General features: G+C 56.4%; 15 protein-coding genes and 1 pseudogene. 4 read left to right on the top strand and 12 right to left on the bottom strand.

Annotation, left to right across the window (positions count from 1 at the left end; all coding sequences use genetic code 11):
- Positions 1-32: 32 nt before the first annotated feature.
- The 6 genes from dnaB to kdsA all read right to left on the bottom strand — a co-directional run bounded on the left by dnaB (position 33) and on the right by kdsA (position 5902).
- Entirely contained in the window at positions 33-1421 is a 1389-nt protein-coding gene (gene dnaB / locus EZJ17_RS06740) for a replicative DNA helicase (RefSeq protein WP_067442641.1), read from the bottom strand.
- Between the two features lie 231 nt (positions 1422-1652).
- Positions 1653-3044, bottom strand: coding sequence for a DEAD/DEAH box helicase (locus tag EZJ17_RS06735; RefSeq protein ID WP_067443955.1), 1392 nt, complete (start codon positions 3042-3044; stop codon positions 1653-1655).
- Positions 3045-3169: 125 nt separating this feature from the next.
- Complete coding sequence (locus EZJ17_RS06730) at positions 3170-3892, bottom strand: energy-coupling factor ABC transporter permease (protein ID WP_151086335.1); 723 nt, start codon at positions 3890-3892, stop codon at positions 3170-3172.
- Positions 3893-3901: 9 nt separating this feature from the next.
- Complete coding sequence (gene ung, locus EZJ17_RS06725; RefSeq protein WP_067442645.1) at positions 3902-4561, bottom strand: uracil-DNA glycosylase; 660 nt, start codon at positions 4559-4561, stop codon at positions 3902-3904.
- Positions 4562-4632: 71 nt separating this feature from the next.
- Positions 4633-5028: a DUF4870 family protein gene (locus tag EZJ17_RS06720; protein WP_231868070.1), complete on the bottom strand. Its 396-nt coding sequence runs from the start codon at positions 5026-5028 to the stop codon at positions 4633-4635.
- A 22-nt stretch (positions 5029-5050) separates the two neighbouring features.
- Positions 5051-5902: a 3-deoxy-8-phosphooctulonate synthase gene (gene kdsA, locus EZJ17_RS06715; protein WP_067442647.1), complete on the bottom strand. Its 852-nt coding sequence runs from the start codon at positions 5900-5902 to the stop codon at positions 5051-5053.
- A gap of 321 nt (positions 5903-6223) precedes the next feature.
- Here kdsA and EZJ17_RS06710 point away from each other — a divergent pair, with 321 nt between their 5' ends.
- Positions 6224-7387 carry a 5-(carboxyamino)imidazole ribonucleotide synthase gene (locus EZJ17_RS06710; protein WP_067442649.1) on the top strand — a complete coding sequence of 388 codons (1164 nt, stop codon included), beginning with the start codon at positions 6224-6226 and terminating at the stop codon, positions 7385-7387.
- 126 nt (positions 7388-7513) lie between these two features.
- Here the strand turns inward: EZJ17_RS06710 and EZJ17_RS06705 are convergent, their stop codons facing one another.
- Entirely contained in the window at positions 7514-8452 is a 939-nt protein-coding gene (locus tag EZJ17_RS06705) for a D-2-hydroxyacid dehydrogenase (protein WP_067442652.1), read from the bottom strand.
- A 159-nt stretch (positions 8453-8611) separates the two neighbouring features.
- Here EZJ17_RS06705 and EZJ17_RS06700 point away from each other — a divergent pair.
- Positions 8612-8993, top strand: a pseudogene (locus EZJ17_RS06700) (transposase); the annotation flags it as partial.
- Between the two features lie 276 nt (positions 8994-9269).
- On the opposite strand, the gene EZJ17_RS06695 reads toward EZJ17_RS06700, so the two are convergent.
- The 4 genes from EZJ17_RS06695 to gmk form a co-directional block, all read right to left on the bottom strand.
- The gene (locus EZJ17_RS06695) at positions 9270-9545 is read right to left on the bottom strand and encodes a DUF3079 domain-containing protein (protein WP_067442654.1); all 276 of its coding nucleotides are present in this window, start codon (positions 9543-9545) and stop codon (positions 9270-9272) included.
- Between the two features lie 119 nt (positions 9546-9664).
- On the bottom strand, positions 9665-12193 hold the full coding sequence (locus EZJ17_RS06690) for a RelA/SpoT family protein (RefSeq protein WP_151086334.1): 2529 nt from the start codon (positions 12191-12193) through the stop codon (positions 9665-9667).
- Between the two features lie 2 nt (positions 12194-12195).
- Positions 12196-12402, bottom strand: coding sequence for a DNA-directed RNA polymerase subunit omega (gene rpoZ / locus EZJ17_RS06685; RefSeq protein WP_067442656.1), 207 nt, complete (start codon positions 12400-12402; stop codon positions 12196-12198).
- Positions 12403-12502: 100 nt separating this feature from the next.
- On the bottom strand, positions 12503-13117 hold the full coding sequence (gene gmk / locus EZJ17_RS06680; protein WP_067442676.1) for a guanylate kinase: 615 nt from the start codon (positions 13115-13117) through the stop codon (positions 12503-12505).
- A 209-nt stretch (positions 13118-13326) separates the two neighbouring features.
- Between gmk and pyrG the strand changes: the two genes are divergently transcribed.
- Positions 13327-14958 carry a CTP synthase gene (pyrG, locus tag EZJ17_RS06675; RefSeq protein ID WP_067442658.1) on the top strand — a complete coding sequence of 544 codons (1632 nt, stop codon included), beginning with the start codon at positions 13327-13329 and terminating at the stop codon, positions 14956-14958.
- 78 nt (positions 14959-15036) lie between these two features.
- Positions 15037-15372 (top strand): NADH dehydrogenase, encoded by a 336-nt coding sequence (locus EZJ17_RS06670; protein ID WP_067443957.1) that lies wholly within the window; start codon positions 15037-15039, stop codon positions 15370-15372.
- A 173-nt stretch (positions 15373-15545) separates the two neighbouring features.
- Here EZJ17_RS06670 and EZJ17_RS06665 read toward each other — a convergent pair whose 3' ends face one another.
- The gene (locus EZJ17_RS06665) at positions 15546-15962 is read right to left on the bottom strand and encodes a hypothetical protein (protein ID WP_067443959.1); all 417 of its coding nucleotides are present in this window, start codon (positions 15960-15962) and stop codon (positions 15546-15548) included.
- Positions 15963-16033: the final 71 nt, after the last annotated feature.

Genomic DNA, 16033 nt, shown 5'->3' with positions numbered 1-16033 from the left:
CCCAAAAATAGGTGGATTGATTAGGATTATTCTTATTCTTCAGTGAAGTAAGTATGCCCAGTATGTACAGCATTGTCAAATTTGCTGAATTCACCGGTAAACACCAGCGGGATTTTGCCGGTGGGACCGTTACGGTGCTTGCCGATGATGCATTCGGCCATGCCTTTTTTGTCGGTATCGGGGTGGTAGTATTCATCACGATACATAAACATAATCAGGTCGGCATCCTGCTCGATGGCACCGGATTCGCGCAGGTCGGACATCATGGGGCGTTTGTCGGTGCGGGATTCAACAGTACGCGATAGCTGCGAGAGGGCGATAATTGGAATATCCAATTCTCTGGCCAGTGACTTAAGTGAACGAGAAATTTCTCCCAATTCTGCTGCACGGTTATTGTTATTGTGGCCGGTGCCGTTCATCAGCTGTAAGTAGTCGATAACCACCAGCCCTAATTTGCCTTTTCTTCTAGCCAGTCGGCGTACGCGGGCACGGACTTCCAACGAATTTAAGGCGGGAGTTTCGTCGATAAAGATGGGAGCGTCTGACAGTTTGTACAGAGCGTCATTGAGCTTGCTCCAATGTTCGTCTTGCAATTGACCGGTTTTGAGTAAGCTCTGATCCAGCCTCCCAACCGAACCAAGCATACGCATTACCAGCTGCACACCGCCCATTTCCATCGAGAAGATGGCAACGGGCAGGTGCGTACTGATAGCGACGTTTTCCGCGATATTCAATGAAAAAGCGGTTTTCCCCATTGCTGGTCTCCCAGCGACGATGATGAGATCGCCGCCGTGCAAACCAGCTATTTTTTTATCTAGATCAATGAATCCGGTTGGAATGCCAGTTACATCGTCTTTATTTTCCCTCGAGTAAGCCTTGTCGATTTTGGCGACTGCTTCTTTCAGCATGGCAGGCATCTCTAAGAACTCGTGTTGCACTCTGCTGGTGCTTTCCGCGATTTTAAAGATTTTGGCTTCTGCCTCGTCTAACATTTGTTTGACGTCCTTGCCTTGCGGATTGTAAGCATTCCTAGCAATCTCTGTGCCAGCTTGTGCCAGTTGGCGCATGATGGAGCGGCTACGTACGATTTCGGCATAGCGGGAGATGTTGATGGCAGAGGCAGTATTTTGTGCTAAATCTACCAGATAGCCAAAGCCGCCGGCTTCCTCCAACACTTCTTCACGCTGCAATACTTCTTCCACGGTGATGGTGTCGGCGGGGCGGTTGCGTTCAGCCAGGTGGGAAATGGCGTGGAAAATTAGGCGGTGTTCGTAGCGGTAGAAGTCTTCTTCCGAGATGGTGCCGGCAATGCGGTCCCAGGCGGAGGAATCCACCATCAGTCCGCCCAATACCGACTGTTCGGCTTCTATGGAGTGTGGTGGTAGGGCGAGGCTTTCGTTGCTTTGGTCTTGAATATTCATAATTAGTTGTGGCGGGGGAATAGGGACCCCTGAAAAATACGTTACTTAATGTGTGGTTCATGGCTACCTGAGAACCAGTATCCATTTGTTTTCCAGATAGCTTCCGAAGTGTACCCCGACTGATCGGAGTAAACTGACAAATTCCGTCACTTTTGTTGCTTGCACACGGGGTATGGAGCAGTCCTTTAGTTCCGTCGGATAAGGCAGGTTCATTCGGCGCAGGCAGGACGCTCAACTATCAACACCGTAGTTTGGTTGTACCAATGCGCACACAGGGCGGCTGCGGCGGCTGCGGCCGGGGATGCGGCCGCATTCCTGTGCGGGGCTGTCGAAGTAGCTGCTGTGTGAGAAGGATTTGCTGCGGCTGTCTGAGTTGCGGCCTCGTCGGCTGTGGCGTGTTTCACGCGACTCACGTGTTTCGCGCGAGGAGTGCTCGGCGGCGGGGCGGCTGCCTTCCTGCTGATGTTGCCACCAGCGCGGCTCGAAGCCCTCAATCCGTTCCACCGGCAGTTCTTTGCCAATGAGTTCTTTAATGGCTTCAAACATTTTCTGTTCGTCTTCATCCATCAGCGAGATGGCCACGCCCTCGGCGCCGGCGCGGCCGGTGCGGCCGATGCGGTGCACATAATCTTCGGCCTGGGTAGGCATTTCGTAGTTGATGACAAATGGCAGCTCGACAATGTCCAGCCCGCGTGCAGCCACGTCGGTGGCTACCAACACGCGCAGTTCGCCGGCTTTGAAGGCGTTGAGCGTTTCCAAGCGGGTTTGCTGTGATTTGTCGCCGTGAATCGGCGCCACGCTGAGACCGCGCCGTTTCAGATCGCGGGCTACCTGATCAACGCTCTGCTTGGTTTTGCAGAACACGATTACCTGGTTGATGTGCAAATCCACAATTAGCCGCTCCAGCAGATTGCGCTTTTGTGCGGTGTCGATGGCGATGATGTGCTGTTCAACGCTGGCGCTGGTGGTATTTTGCGGGGCAGTTTGCACCTGTTCCGGCTGGTACATGAGATCTTGCGCCAGCTTGCGGATGGGAGGGGAGAATGTGGCGGAAAACAGCAGGGTTTGACGCTGTTTGGGCAGCAGCTGCATGATGCGGCGGATGTCGTCGATGAAGCCCATGTCGAGCATGCGGTCGGCTTCGTCGAGCACCACGATTTCCACTTTATCCAGCCGGATATTTTTTTGCTGTACGTGATCCAGTAGGCGCCCCACGGTGGCCACCACGATTTCGCAGCCGGCGCGCAGGTCGGCAGTTTGTTTGTCCATATTCATGCCGCCGAACAGCACTGTGTGGCGCAGCGGCAGGTTTTTGATGTAGGCGGCGGTGTTTTGGTCGATTTGATCGGCCAGTTCGCGGGTAGGGGTGAGTACCAGCATGCGCACCGGATGCATGGCGGGCGAGGTGCTGGTGGTGGCATAGCGGCGCAGGCGTTCCAGGCTGGGCAGCATGAAGGCTGCAGTTTTGCCGGTGCCGGTTTGGGCGGCGGCCAGCAGATCGTGACCGGCCAGCACTTTGGGGATGGCGGCGGTTTGGATGGCGGTGGGCTGCTCGTAGCCCTGGTCGGTCAGTGCAGCGGTGATTTCAGCGCTGAGGCCGAGATTGGTAAAGGGGTTGTTCATATTTGCTCCGTGTGGCAGCCACACGGTGGGCGGCTGTGGGGAATTGGGACGGGCTTTGGTAGCGGTTTGGATAAACTTAGCCGGCAGAGGCTTAAGGCTACCTGAAAGCGTGGGCTTCAACGAAATTAAAATAAAAGGCCGGAAAAGCGAGATGCCGAACAGGCCGTATTGTGCCTGAAAAACCAGTTTTCAGGTAGCCTTTGCAACGGCCTATTTCCAGATTTGCCGCGCATTTTGGCGCAGGTAGTCGACATTGGAAAGGTGGTGATCAGATGCGGCTTGAGGGCGATGAAGATAGCAGACAGCAGGCCGGTAAGGAAGGCTTCACTCCAGGCAATCAGAAAGAACACCGGCAGTACGGAATCCAGCAGGATGGTGGTGGGAAAAGTTCCGGCCAGATACAGCAACACTCCATTTGTGGCCGCGCTGAGTAGGATGCCGGCCGCGGCGGCGAAAAAGCCGTTGAGGAAGATGTAGATAAACAGGTTGCGCGGTAGCCGCTGCACGATTTGCCGCGCCAGCGCTACGCCGACCAGCGGCGGCACAATGCCGGCCAAAACCGTTAGCCCCGCCACACTTAAATCGCCCACGCCTTGCCACAGCCAGATATAGGGCAACAGCAGCAATACGGCCAGGCAGAATGCTGCCGGGATGCCCACCATCAAGGCCAGTAGGCCGATACCCAGCAAGGGGTAGCTCAAACTGCCCAGCATCCTGCTGGCCGGTGCGGCGCGCAGGCTCCAGCACAGCGCCATGATCAACAGCCCAACCCATGCCGCCTGGCGGTGTGCCCGCCATGCTGCCAAAGCCGGGCGCAGGGCGGCGGCAAACAGCATCAAGCACAGCACGTTAGCGGCTCAGATTTGCCAATCAATCGGCGGCAGACCGTGCTGTTGCAAATAGGCATTGGCCTGTGAGAAATGGCGGCAGCCGAAGAAGCCGCGGTGGGCGGAGAGCGGCGAGGGGTGCGGCGCGGTGAGCACCAGATGGCGGGCGCGGTTGATAATGGCGCCTTTTTTCTGGGCATGGCTGCCCCACAGCATGAATACCAAGTGTTCGCGTCCTTCGTTGAGCACGGCAATCACGTGGTCGGTGAAGGTTTCCCAGCCCAGCGCGGCGTGGGAATGAGCTTGGCCGGCACGCACAGTGAGCACGGTGTTGAGCAGCAGCACACCCTGCTCTGCCCAGCTTTGCAGATAGCCGTGTTTGGGAATTTGAAAGCTGGGGATATCTTGTGCCAACTCTTTGTAAATATTTACCAGGGATGGCGGCACGGCCACGCCTTCGCGCACAGAAAATGCCAGCCCGTGCGCTTGGTTGGCACCGTGGTACGGGTCTTGCCCGAGGATAACCACGCGCACCCGGCCAAACTCGGTGGTGCGGAAGGCGTTGAACACATCGGCGGCGGGCGGGTACACAATCTGCCCGGCTTCGCGCTCGCGGTGCACGCTGTGAATGATGTGTTGGAAATAGGGCTGCTGTTTTTCCGCGCCGATGACTTCGTGCCAAGTTTGCATGGGGTTTCCTTATGAGATGGAGTGAGGCTATCTGAAAAATGGGAACTGCTAATTTCGGGTAGCTCTTTGGTTTACATCAGCCAGCCGTCCGGTGTGACGGATTGATTGTCGATTAAACGCACAATACCGGCCACCACGCGGAAGAGATACCACAGGCCGACTAGCAAGAACAGCGGCATGCCGATGATTAGGCCGATAATCGTGATCATCAACAGACAGCTTGCTGCCAACCCGATCAGGCTGGCCCAAAAAGTGCGCAGCAGGAATTGGATGTGGTCGAAATAAATCGTACCGCGCATATCGTCGCGCTTCACATAGGCCACGATGGCACCGATGATGGTGGGCATGGCAAAGCTGACTACGCCCAGCGCATACAGGCCGTAAATCGCATACATATAGTTGCGCTGCTCAGGCGTGGGTGTGCCAGCAGTGGGCACGGGGTAGGCGGAATCGGATTGTGTAGTCATGATGACACTCCTTGCAGTGGATTTAATGCGTATCCAGCTCGGCAAAACCTTTTACCAGATTATCAATCTGCTTGAGCTGGCTCAAGAAAGGCTCGAGCTGGCTTAGGTGCAGGGCGCAGGGGCCGTCGCACTTGGCCTGCTCGGGATCGGGGTGTGCTTCCAAAAACAGCCCGGCCAGCCCCACCGCCATGCCGGCGCGCGCCAAGGTAACAATCTGCTCTCGCCGCCCGCCGGCTGAATCGCTGCGTGCGCCGGGCTGCTGCAGGCTGTGGGTAACGTCGAAAAACACCGGCACGTTCATCTGCTTCATGGTGTCAAAGCCGAGCATATCCACCACCAAGTTGTTGTAGCCGAAGGTAGAGCCGCGCTCGCACAAGATGATTTTATCATTGCCCGCCTCCAGGCACTTGTTGATGATGTGTCGCATTTCATGCGGGGCGAGGAATTGCGCCTTTTTCACGTTGATAATCGCACCAGTGCGCGCCATGGCGTGCACCAGATCGGTTTGGCGGCTCAAAAAGGCCGGCAGCTGCAAAATATCGGCCACCTCCGCCGCTGGCGCGGCTTGGTAAGGTTCGTGGATGTCGGTAATCACTGGCACGCCGTAGGCCGATTTAATATCGGCCAACCATTGCAAACCCTTTTCCAAACCCGGTCCGCGGAAAGAATGCAGGCTGGAGCGGTTGGCCTTGTCGAAACTGGCTTTGAATACATAGGGAATATCTAGCTTGCGGCAGATTTCCACATAAGTGGCGGCAATTTCCATGGCCAAATCGCGGCTTTCCAGCACGTTCATGCCGCCGAACAAAACAAAGGGGTGATTGTTGGCAATGGCGAAGCCGTGAAGCGGGATTTGCGAAAGGGCGGTTTGCATGGCGTGCGTCCGTTGTTTGGGTGGATTTAAAGATGGCACGATTATAGCGGAAAAAAAGGGGGGGGACGGAAGGCTTAAGATAGTTTATATATTTCCAGGTATCCTATTTGGGCAATGTAGGAAAATCAATGAATTGCCTACTGCGCAACCTGAGCGCACTAGGCTTTGTGCCGAGATTTGAGTACAATACACTACATCAAAGTAACGTGTTTGCTGCAAGCAAACAGACCGCCAGCCGCCGCCGGAACCACAACCAAACAGAGGCTGGCGTTTGTTTCAGCCCGGCTGACAGCGCGCCCCTTCGGGTGTAGAAAGTGGAACATGACCAAAGCGAAAACAACGCCGATTTTACCACCCGCCATGCTGGGCATTTTGGGCGGAGGCCAGTTGGGCCGGATGTTTACCGTGGCCGCCAAACAAATGGGCTACAGCGTTACCGTGCTCGATCCCGATCCCAACTCCCCTGCTGCTGTGCTGGCCGACAAACACATCTGTGCCCCGTATGATGACCTCGGTGCACTGGCCGACCTTTCCATCTGCGCCGCCATTACCACCGAATTTGAAAACGTCAATGCCCAGGCTATGCGCGCCTTGGCCTTAGAAACCCGCGTTTGTCCCAGCGGCGATAGCGTGGAAATCGCCCAAAACCGCATTCAAGAAAAAGCCTGGATAGCCAAAGCTGGCCTCCAAACCGCGCCTTACCTGCCTGTTACCCAAGAAGCCAACCTCACCGACGAAGCCCTCGAGCCGCTCCTGCCCGGCATCTTCAAAACTGCCATGTTTGGCTATGACGGCAAAGGCCAGGTGCGCGTGTCCAGCCCGAAAGAAGCCCGCGCCGCTTTCAAACGGCTCGGCAGCGTGCCTTGCGTGTTGGAAAAAATGCTCAACCTGCATTCCGAGATTTCCGTGATCGTGTGCCGACTCAACAGCCAGCAGGTGGAATGCTTCCCGCCTGCCGAAAACCGCCACGAAGACGGCATCCTCGCCTACTCTATTGTGCCTGCCCGCCTGCCTGACGAAGTGCAGAAACAGGCACAGGCAATGGCCTGCCAGCTGGCCGAAGCCATGAATTACGTCGGTGTGCTGGCTGTGGAAATCTTCGTGATCGGCAACGACCACAAACTGATTGTGAACGAAATCGCCCCGCGCCCGCACAACTCCGGCCACTACACTTTGGATGCCTGCGCCAGCAACCAATTCGAGCAGCAAGTGCGCCTCATGTGCGGCCTGCCGCCCGCCGATACCCGTTTGCTCTCCTGCTGCAGCATGGCCAATCTTTTGGGCGATATTTGGCTACCCGCAGGCAAAGTAAACTGGCTGCCGCTTCTGCAACGCCCCGACGTGTGCCTGCATCTCTATGGCAAAAAAGATGCCCGCCCGAAACGCAAGATGGGTCACTTCACCGTGCTCTCCTCACAATCTGCCGACATCGCTTTTATGCTTGCACACAAATTGCAGCGGCAACTGCAACGCAAAGGGAAATAGCAAACACAAACTCAACGGGGCTGCCGGAAACGGTGGCTCTGTTTTTTATGGGGAGCGGATACGGAGTAGCTTGGAGGGTAGAGGCTACCTGAAAATTTCAGGTAGCCTTTATCTTGCCCGGCCGGTCTATAACGCGTTTTGCGGCCTGCCTTCGGCGAAGGCGGTGATGTTGGCTTCGAGGATTTCGGTCATATTGAGCAGGGCCTCCTGGCTGGTCCAGGCGATATGCGGGGTAACAATGAGGTTGGGCAACGGGGCGAGCAAGGGGTTGCCTTGGCGCGGGGGTTCTTGGCTGAGTACGTCGAAACCGGCGCCGCCGAGCCGGCCTTGTTGCAGAGCGGCGAATACGGCTTGTTCGTCGGCGAGGCCGCCGCGGCCGGTGTTGATGAGGATGGCGGTGGGTTTCATCAGGCGCAGCTCGGCCTCGCCGATCATGTGGCGGGTGTGCTCGTTGAGCGGGCAGTGCAAGGAAACGGCATCGGCCTGCTGCAAGGCTACCTGAAACGGGGTGTAGCCTTCGCGCACGGCGGCTGCGTGTTTGTGTTCGCCCCAGATGACTTTCATGCCGAAGGCCTGGGCATAGCCGGCGAGGGTGCGGCCGATATTGCCGCGGCCGAAGATGGCGAGGGTTTTGCCGCCGAGGTCGTGCATGGGGGTGTTGAAATGGACGAATTGGGGGGATTGCTGCCAGGCGCCGGCAGCGATGTCGCGCATACAGGCGGGCAAGTGGCGGATGAGGGCGAGCAGCATCATGAAGGCGTGCTGGGCCACGCTTTCGCTGCTGTAGTTGCGCACGTTGCACACGGTAACGCCGGCGGCCTTGGCGGCGGCCAGGTCGATGTGATCGTAGCCGGTGGCGGCCACGGCGATGAGTTTGAGCTGGGGGTTGGCGGCGAGGTGTTCGGCACGGATGGCAACTTTGTTGGTGATGCCGATTTGCGCGCCGGCGAGGTGGGAGTTGGTTTGCTCGGGCGCGGTGGCCGGAAATTCGTGCAGGGTATGGGGAAAGTTGAAAGAGAGCGGACGGGCGGGGAGAGTGTCGCGGTCGAGGAAGACGATGTGCATGAATGGCTCCTTGGAACAGGGATTATGAAGACGATATGGCCTGCAGCGAGTATAGCGCGAAACCAGGGGCGGGTGGCAGGCTACCTGAAAATTGGCGCCGTCTGCTTTCAGGTAGCCTTAATTAGATTTTCGGCGGCCTGCCGGTTTTAGCCTCATGGAACCACCGCTGCCTACTACTTTCACCGTTTGAGTTTGCTTTTTTTCATAGTTGCGAGCACTTGGAACGATTTGATGGCGCAGTAGAAGCAGATGAAGGTTATTTGGAAGGCGGCCGCAAAGGCAAACGCAGTCTCGGAACAGCCGGCAAAGTTGTGGTATTCGGGCTGTTAAAGCGTAACGGCAAGGTTTACACCGTTACCGTAGCCAATATTAGCGACTACCCTACTGCCGATTATCCGGGAGCAGATAAGGCCGGACAGCGTAGCTTATACCGATTGTCACAGTATCCCAATGTATTGGATGTTAGCTTAGCCGCTTGCACATTAATTACCACACTCATTTTGCAGGCAGGCAAAACCACATTAACGGGATTGAGAATTTCTAGAACCGAGCCAAACGTCATTTACGCAAGCTCAACACAAAGACATTGCTGAAGATATTGAAGACGCTAAATCAGGCGAATAAGCCCGATTGCAGTTGTATTGGAAATGCTGCTGGAAAGCCCGGCGGCATTTTTGCTGGCTGGATAGATTGATGGAGAAAAGGCTACCTGAAACTTTAGATTGCAGCTGTGCTAGTGTGCTCATACTGGCTGGTGTGTGGATTTTCAGGCAGCCTTTAAGCCTCTCTCAAAAGGCTACCTGAAAGACAGTGTGGGCTAATGCTGTTTGAGGGGCAGTTTGATATGGGGTTTGGACGTAGTTTTAGGGGCGGGAGTAGGTGCGGCTTTGAAGCCGAGTTCGATTTGCTGCTCATCGCTGAACAGGTTGCTCCAGTCGCCGCTTTTATACCATTTGGGGCCGTCGGTTTCAATGGGATGTTGGATACGTTCGCAGCCATTGCCGCATTGCAGATCTTCGGTGCGGCAGTATTTGTCACAACCCCAGCAGATGCGTTCGGGGTGTTTGGGGGAAATGGGGAATTTTTTGGCCATGATGTGTGTCTTTTATTGATATGGTTTAAAACACGGCGGTGCGGGCTAAGGAGAGGATTCTTATAGCTGCTACTGCATTAGCTTGCTTTGCCTCAGCTACAATAATAAAAATCCCACTCTCATTGGCGCTGCACTTTGCGTACCTGCGAAATGGTATGCAGGGAATGGATGATTTGCTTGAGTTGTCCGAGGTTGGATACTTGGAGGCGGAAGCTGAATTCGATGAAGCCTTCGTTGTTTTCCTGCGCGGAGCTGAGGGTATCAACCGATTCGATGTCGGCACCATGCCCGGATACGGCTTGTGCCATGGCGGCGAGCAGGCCGTGGGCGCGTTTGGCGGATACGGTGATGCTGGTGTGGTAGGTTTTCTTTTGCTCGATGCCTTCCCAGTTGGCATCCAGCTGCTGCTCGGGTGGGGCTTTGAGGGTATTGGGGCAGGTATCGCGGTGGATGATGAGGCCGTGGTCTCTCACGAGCAGGGCTTTGATACTGTCGCCGGGGATGGGGTGGCAGCAGGAAGCAAGTTGGACACGGCCGCTGTCGCTGCTGCCCACGCTGATAGGGGCGATTTTCACGCCGTTGTTTTCGGGCTGGCGGCCGGCGATTTCGGCAATGTGCATGGCTACGGATACGGGGGCGAGCCTGCCCATGCCCACGTCGTAGAGGATGTCTTCGAAGCTGGTGTTTTTGCGGCTGAGATCGTCGAGATAGCTTTGCTTGAGATCTTCGGAGAGTAGGAGCTCTTGGGGCAGCAAGGCGGTGAGGGCGCGTTGCAGCAGTTGCTCACCCAGGCGAACGGCATCGCTGCGGTCGATGTTTTTGAGTTTGTTGCGGATGGCACTGCGGGCGCGGCCGGAAATCACGAAGTTGAGCCAGGCCGGATTGGGACGGGCGGTGTTGGAAGTAATGATTTCCACGCTGTCGCCAGTGCGCAGGCGGGTGCGCAGGGAAACCATGTTGTTGTTGACGCGGGCGGCAATGCAGCGGTGGCCGATGTCGGTGTGCACGGCATAGGCGAAATCCACCGGTGTGGCGCCTTCGGGCAGCACGAGGATTTTGCCCTTTGGGGTAAACACATACACTTCACGCGGGAACAAATCCACTTTAACGTGTTCAAGGAATTCGATGGCGCTGTCACCTTGGGCTTGGAAGTCGAGAATATTTTGCAGCCATTGGTGGGTGCGTTGGGCGGCGGGGTCGGTGGCGGGGTTTTTGTAGAGCAGATGGCTGGCCACGCCTTCTTCGGCCACTTTATCCATTTCGCGGGTGCGGATTTGCACTTCGATGGGCAGGCCGAAGGGGCCGACCAGGGTGGTATGCAGGCTTTGGTAACCATTGGCCTTGGGGATGGCGATGTAGTCTTTGATGTGGCCGGGCTTGGGTTTATAGAGGCTGTGTAGCGCGCCGAGGGCAGCGTAGCAGGCAGGGATGTTGTTTACGATGACGCGGAAACCGTAAATATCCATCACTTCGGAAAAATGCAGTTTTTTGTCCTGCATTTTCTTGTAGATGCTGTAGAGGTTTTTTTCACGGCCACAGATTTTGGCTTCGATATTGGCACTTACCAGCCGCTGGCTGAAGGCGCTCAATACTTTGCCCACCACGTCGCGGCGGTTACGACGGCTGGCTTGGCGGGCGCGTTCGAGCACGGCGTAGCGGTTGGGCAGCAGATATTTGAAGGAGAGATCTTGCAGTTCGCGGTAGGCTTGGTTGAGGCCTATGCGGTTGGCGAGCTGGGCGTAGATTTCCAGCGTTTCATGGGCGATGCGGCGGCGGCTGTCGGGCTTTTTGGCATCGAGCGTGCGCATATTGTGCAGACGGTCGGAGAGCTTGATGATGATGACACGGATGTCTTTGGTCATTGCCATGATGAGCTTGCGGAAGCTCTCGGCCTGGTGCTCGGCCTGGCTGTCGTATTCGAGCTTTTCCAGCTTGGAAAGGCCATCCACCATGTTGGCGATGGCTTGGCCGAATTCGGCGGCAAGCTCTTCTTTGCTCGTACCAGTGTCTTCGAGCACGTCGTGCAGCACACCAGCGCACAGGCCTTGGGCATCGATGTGCCATTCGGCCAGCTGTTGAGTCACGGCCATAGGGTGGGTAATGTAGGGCACGCCACTGTTGCGGAATTGGTTTTGGTGGGCGCGGATGCCGAAATCGCAGGCGCGGTTGAGCAGGCTTTGTTCTTCGGTTTTCAGGTAGCCTGCGGCGTGCAGCAGGGATTGGCGGCTGCGTTCGATGATGAGGTGGTAAACCTCGTTGATTTGCCGGCGGCACTGGGTGAGCTGGGCTTCTTGACCGGCTTCTGGGTTGGTGTGGATGTGGGCGATGATTTCGATGCACACTTCGCCGAATGTGGGCTGCAAAAAGGCAGGGTCTGCCTGTGTGCCGAGGTCTTCCATGGCAATTTGTACTAGCACCGCGCACAGGGCGTGCACGCGCTGTTTTTCTTCGGCCAGTGCGGCGGTGAGGCGGAAGGCGCGTTCGAGCCGCTCGGGCTGCCCCTGCTTGGTGGCGGTGTCGTAAATGTAAACGCAGGCGGCTTCGAGCAAGGCCCAGCGTTCCATTTTTTTCAGGTAGCCTGTTTGGGCAAACAGGTGTTCACGCCAGGCAGCAACGGGGGCGGCATAATCGGCGCTGGGGGCAATCATAGTTACTTGCTGCGGGAAAGAATTTCTTCGCCGATTTGGCCGGCAGCGATTTCGCGCAGGGCGGTTACAGTTGGTTTGTTGTTGCGGATATCGTCCACCAGCGGCATGGAGCCGTTGGCCAGCTGGCGGGCGCGGTAGGCGGCGGCCAGGGTGAGGTTGAAGTGGTTGGGGATACGGCTGATGCAGTCTTCTACAGTAATACGTGCCATGATGTGTTCCTTAAATATGTTGTGAATTAAATGGGGTAAATGTTTTCAGGTGGCCTATTGGCAGGTTGAAGCTGCCTGAAAAGATTAATTCGGAATTGGCTCAGGCGTTTTCGCTACCGCCAAGCAGTTTGGTGAGGAAGGGCGTTTGGTTTTCCAAATGAAAACGCTGGGATTTGATAATGTGCAACAGGGCAGCTTCGGCGGCAGTGAGGTCGTCGTTGATCACTAGGTAGTCGAACAGGCGTGCCTGTTCGATTTCGTTGCGCGCTTCGGCCAGCCGCACAGCAATCACCTGCGGGGCATCGGCGGCGCGCTGGCGCAGGCGCTGTTCCAAAGTGCCTAAGGAGGGCGGGGCGATGAAGATGCTGTAGGCCTGTGGCAGCTGGCGGCGGATTTGCTCCGCGCCTTGGGTGTCGATTTCGAGGATAACGTCGGTGCCTTGGCGGGTGAGGCTTTCCAGGCTTTGGGTGCTGGTGCCGTAATAGTTGCCGTACACTTTGGCGTACTCCACGAATCGGCCTTCTTCTATCATGCGCTCGAATTCGGGTACGCTGACGAAGTGGTAGTGCTTGCCGTTTTCTTCGCCTCGGCGCGGGGCACGGGTGGTGTGGGAAATGGACACGCGGATGTCGGAATGGTGCTGCAGCAGCCGGGCGATCAGTGTAGTTTTGCCGGTGCCGGAGGCAGCGGAAATAACGAAAATATTGCCTTGCATGGTACAGAAAATTTTTAGTTGAAACTCGGGCGTATTATCGCATAGCATTCAGGGCTTTGGAAGGGTGGCAGATAGGGCTTTGCACTTTGTTGGTGTGTATTTTTCAGGTAGCCTTTACTCAGGCAGGCTACCTGAAAACCGAAAACCCCGTGCTTTTGCTTTTGCGGGAAACGGGGTAAAATTATGCTTTCCAAAGTGGGCATTTCATCATGACCAAATTTATTTTCGTAACCGGCGGAGTGGTATCTTCCTTAGGGAAAGGTATCGCCGCCGCTTCTATTGCCGCCATTCTCGAATCGCGCGGGCTGAACGTAACCATGCTTAAGCTGGATCCGTATATCAACGTGGATCCTGGTACGATGAGCCCCTTCCAGCACGGCGAGGTGTTCGTGACCGAAGACGGCGCGGAAACCGACCTCGACCTCGGCCACTACGAACGTTTTATCGACGCCAAGCTCACCCGCGCCAACAGCTTCAGCGCCGGGCAGGTGTATGAAAACGTGATTGCCAAAGAGCGGCGCGGCGACTACTTGGGCGGTACGGTGCAGGTGATTCCGCATATCACCGACGAAATCAAACGCCGCATCCACGAAGGTGCGGCCAATAAAGACGTGGCTATTGTGGAAATCGGCGGCACGGTGGGCGATATCGAATCGCTACCATTTTTGGAAGCTATCCGCCAGATGCGCAGCCAGCTCGGCCGCGCTAACACGCTGTTTGTGCACTTAAGCTACGTTCCCTACATCGCCGCTGCTGGCGAAATCAAAACCAAGCCCACCCAGCATTCGGTGAAAGAACTGCGCGAAATCGGTATCCAGCCCGACGTGCTCATCTGCCGTATGGACAGACTGCTGCCCGAAGAAGAGCGGCGAAAAATCGCCTTGTTCTGCAACGTGGAAGAGCGCGCCGTGATCGGCTGCTACGATGCCGACAGCATCTATAAGATCCCCGAAATGCTACACGGCCAGGGCATCGATGATGCCATCTGCGAGCAGCTCCAGCTCAACATCCGGCAGGCCGATCTCACCGAATGGCGCAAAATCGTGTATGCCATCGAGCATCCGAAGCACACTGTGCACATCGCCATGGTGGGCAAATATGTGGATCTGACCGAATCCTACAAATCGCTCAGCGAAGCCCTGAAGCATGCCGGCATCCACACCGAAACCAAAGTGTGCATCACCTATATCGACAGCGAAAACATCGAAACCGAAGGCACCGACTGCCTGAAAAACTTCGATGCCATCCTCGTACCCGGCGGCTTCGGCGTGCGCGGTGTGGAAGGCAAAATCGCTGCCGCCCGCTATGCCCGCGAAAACAAAGTGCCCTATTTGGGTATTTGTCTCGGTATGCAGATTGCGCTCATCGAGTTTGCCCGCCACATGGCCGGCATGGAAGGCGCCAATTCCACCGAGTTTGATTTGAAAACGCCCTATCCCGTGGTGGCGCTGATTGATGAATGGCAAACCGCCGACGGCGCGGTGGAAAAACGCGATGAACACGCCGATTTGGGAGGCACCATGCGCTTGGGCGCGCAGGAAGTGGAGCTCGCCGCCGGCAGTCTGGCCGCAGCCATCTACGGCAGCACCAACATCAAAGAACGCCACCGCCACCGTTATGAAGTAAACAACCACTTCGTACCGGCGCTGGAAAAGGCCGGGTTGGTGATCAGCGGCGTATCCGGCGGGCGCGAACGCTTGGTGGAAACCATCGAGTTGCCGCAGGGTACGCATCCTTGGTTCTTCGCCAGCCAGTTCCACCCCGAATTCACTTCCACCCCGCGCAAAGGGCATCCGCTGTTTACTTCGTTTATCAAGGCGGCCTTGCAGCATAAGGAATAGGCACGTGTGCGATTGAATAAAGGCTACCTGAAAATTTTCAGGTAGCCTTTCTCTTGTGCCGCAATCAGGGAGAACCACATGACCGAGCAAGAATTAATCCGCCGTTTTCATCAGGCTTTGGCTGAGATTGCCCAACTGGCCGGAGCCATCGGCGAGCAGCATTGGCAACAGGCTTTTTTTGACAAGGCACGGCACACGCTGGCCAACGAAGCCCTGCTTGCGCGGGAACGCCTGCGGCTGGCCTGCGAACAGAGCCATGTGTTTGGCGGTATGGGCTCTTGGAACGATTCCCCGCCGTTTTCCGCCGCCGAGCACGGCCTGCTGGAAGAGTTTGAGCAAACCACCGCCGCGCTGTATGAAATACGTTCGGCCGCCATCGTGCATTTGAGGCGGCGGGGCAGGGGGCAAGGGTAGGGTCGGGTTTGGATGCACTGTTTGGCATGCCCGACAGCCGCGGCAAAAGGCTACCTGAAAGCGTGAGCTTCAACGGAGTTAAAACGTAGCGCAGCGAAGTTTCTGCGAAGCTAAAATTTTTCAGGTAGCCTCAAATATGGGTTGGTTATGCCGCGTGTTTGGCCGTGCTGGGATTAGTTGAAGTGGTCGTTGCAGCTAATCCGCCGATCGCCGATGGATTCCCAGTGGTAGTCCACTACGATGTCGTTGGCGTCGGTGTAGTAGGTTTGGTAGAGGTTGTGCCCGTAGCAGACATCGCTATAGTAGCTGGTAATGATGGGGCCGTTTAGGCTGCGGCCTTCGAATTGACGGCCAGCGTAGCGGGTACGGTAGTAGTTGTAGGTGTAGGCGTAGCGGTTGTTGCCCACTTTGCGGCGTCCGGCATTGGGGCGGCCGCCGTGTTCGCGGAACACTTCGCTGATGTGCTGGCCGACGTGGCGCTGCATGGTGTCGTCGAGGGTGGCGCAGCCGGCCATCAGGAAAACGGCGGCGGCAATCAGGCCGAGACGCGACAGATTTTTAACGCGCGGGGGAGGGAGTGTTGTATACATACATGGATTGCTCCTTGCTGGTTGAAATTACAAGGGATAATACAGACGGCAGGATGGGTTGGCAAGCAAAA

Origin of the sequence: Eikenella exigua (assembly GCF_008805035.1) — a bacterium.
GTDB classification, from domain to species: Bacteria; Pseudomonadota; Gammaproteobacteria; order Burkholderiales; family Neisseriaceae; genus Eikenella; species Eikenella exigua.
The sequence above is the reverse complement of the archived record's forward strand: the minus strand, read 5'-3'. Positions and strand labels throughout refer to the sequence as shown.

Excerpts from the sequence above, each read along its gene's own strand:
- dnaB (WP_067442641.1), bottom strand. The coding sequence starts at position 1,421 with ATGAATATTCAAGACCAAAGCAACGAAAGCCTCGCCCTACCACCACAC.
- EZJ17_RS06735 (WP_067443955.1), bottom strand. The coding sequence starts at position 3,044 with ATGAACAACCCCTTTACCAATCTCGGCCTCAGCGCTGAAATCACCGCT.
- ung (WP_067442645.1), bottom strand. The coding sequence starts at position 4,561 with ATGCAAACTTGGCACGAAGTCATCGGCGCGGAAAAACAGCAGCCCTAT.
- EZJ17_RS06720 (WP_231868070.1), bottom strand. The coding sequence starts at position 5,028 with ATGACTACACAATCCGATTCCGCCTACCCCGTGCCCACTGCTGGCACA.
- kdsA (WP_067442647.1), bottom strand. The coding sequence starts at position 5,902 with ATGCAAACCGCCCTTTCGCAAATCCCGCTTCACGGCTTCGCCATTGCC.
- EZJ17_RS06710 (WP_067442649.1), top strand. The coding sequence starts at position 6,224 with ATGACCAAAGCGAAAACAACGCCGATTTTACCACCCGCCATGCTGGGC.
- EZJ17_RS06705 (WP_067442652.1), bottom strand. The coding sequence starts at position 8,452 with ATGCACATCGTCTTCCTCGACCGCGACACTCTCCCCGCCCGTCCGCTC.
- EZJ17_RS06695 (WP_067442654.1), bottom strand. The coding sequence starts at position 9,545 with ATGGCCAAAAAATTCCCCATTTCCCCCAAACACCCCGAACGCATCTGC.
- EZJ17_RS06690 (WP_151086334.1), bottom strand. The coding sequence starts at position 12,193 with ATGATTGCCCCCAGCGCCGATTATGCCGCCCCCGTTGCTGCCTGGCGT.
- rpoZ (WP_067442656.1), bottom strand. The coding sequence starts at position 12,402 with ATGGCACGTATTACTGTAGAAGACTGCATCAGCCGTATCCCCAACCAC.
- gmk (WP_067442676.1), bottom strand. The coding sequence starts at position 13,117 with ATGCAAGGCAATATTTTCGTTATTTCCGCTGCCTCCGGCACCGGCAAA.
- pyrG (WP_067442658.1), top strand. The coding sequence starts at position 13,327 with ATGACCAAATTTATTTTCGTAACCGGCGGAGTGGTATCTTCCTTAGGG.
- EZJ17_RS06670 (WP_067443957.1), top strand. The coding sequence starts at position 15,037 with ATGACCGAGCAAGAATTAATCCGCCGTTTTCATCAGGCTTTGGCTGAG.
- EZJ17_RS06665 (WP_067443959.1), bottom strand. The coding sequence starts at position 15,962 with ATGTATACAACACTCCCTCCCCCGCGCGTTAAAAATCTGTCGCGTCTC.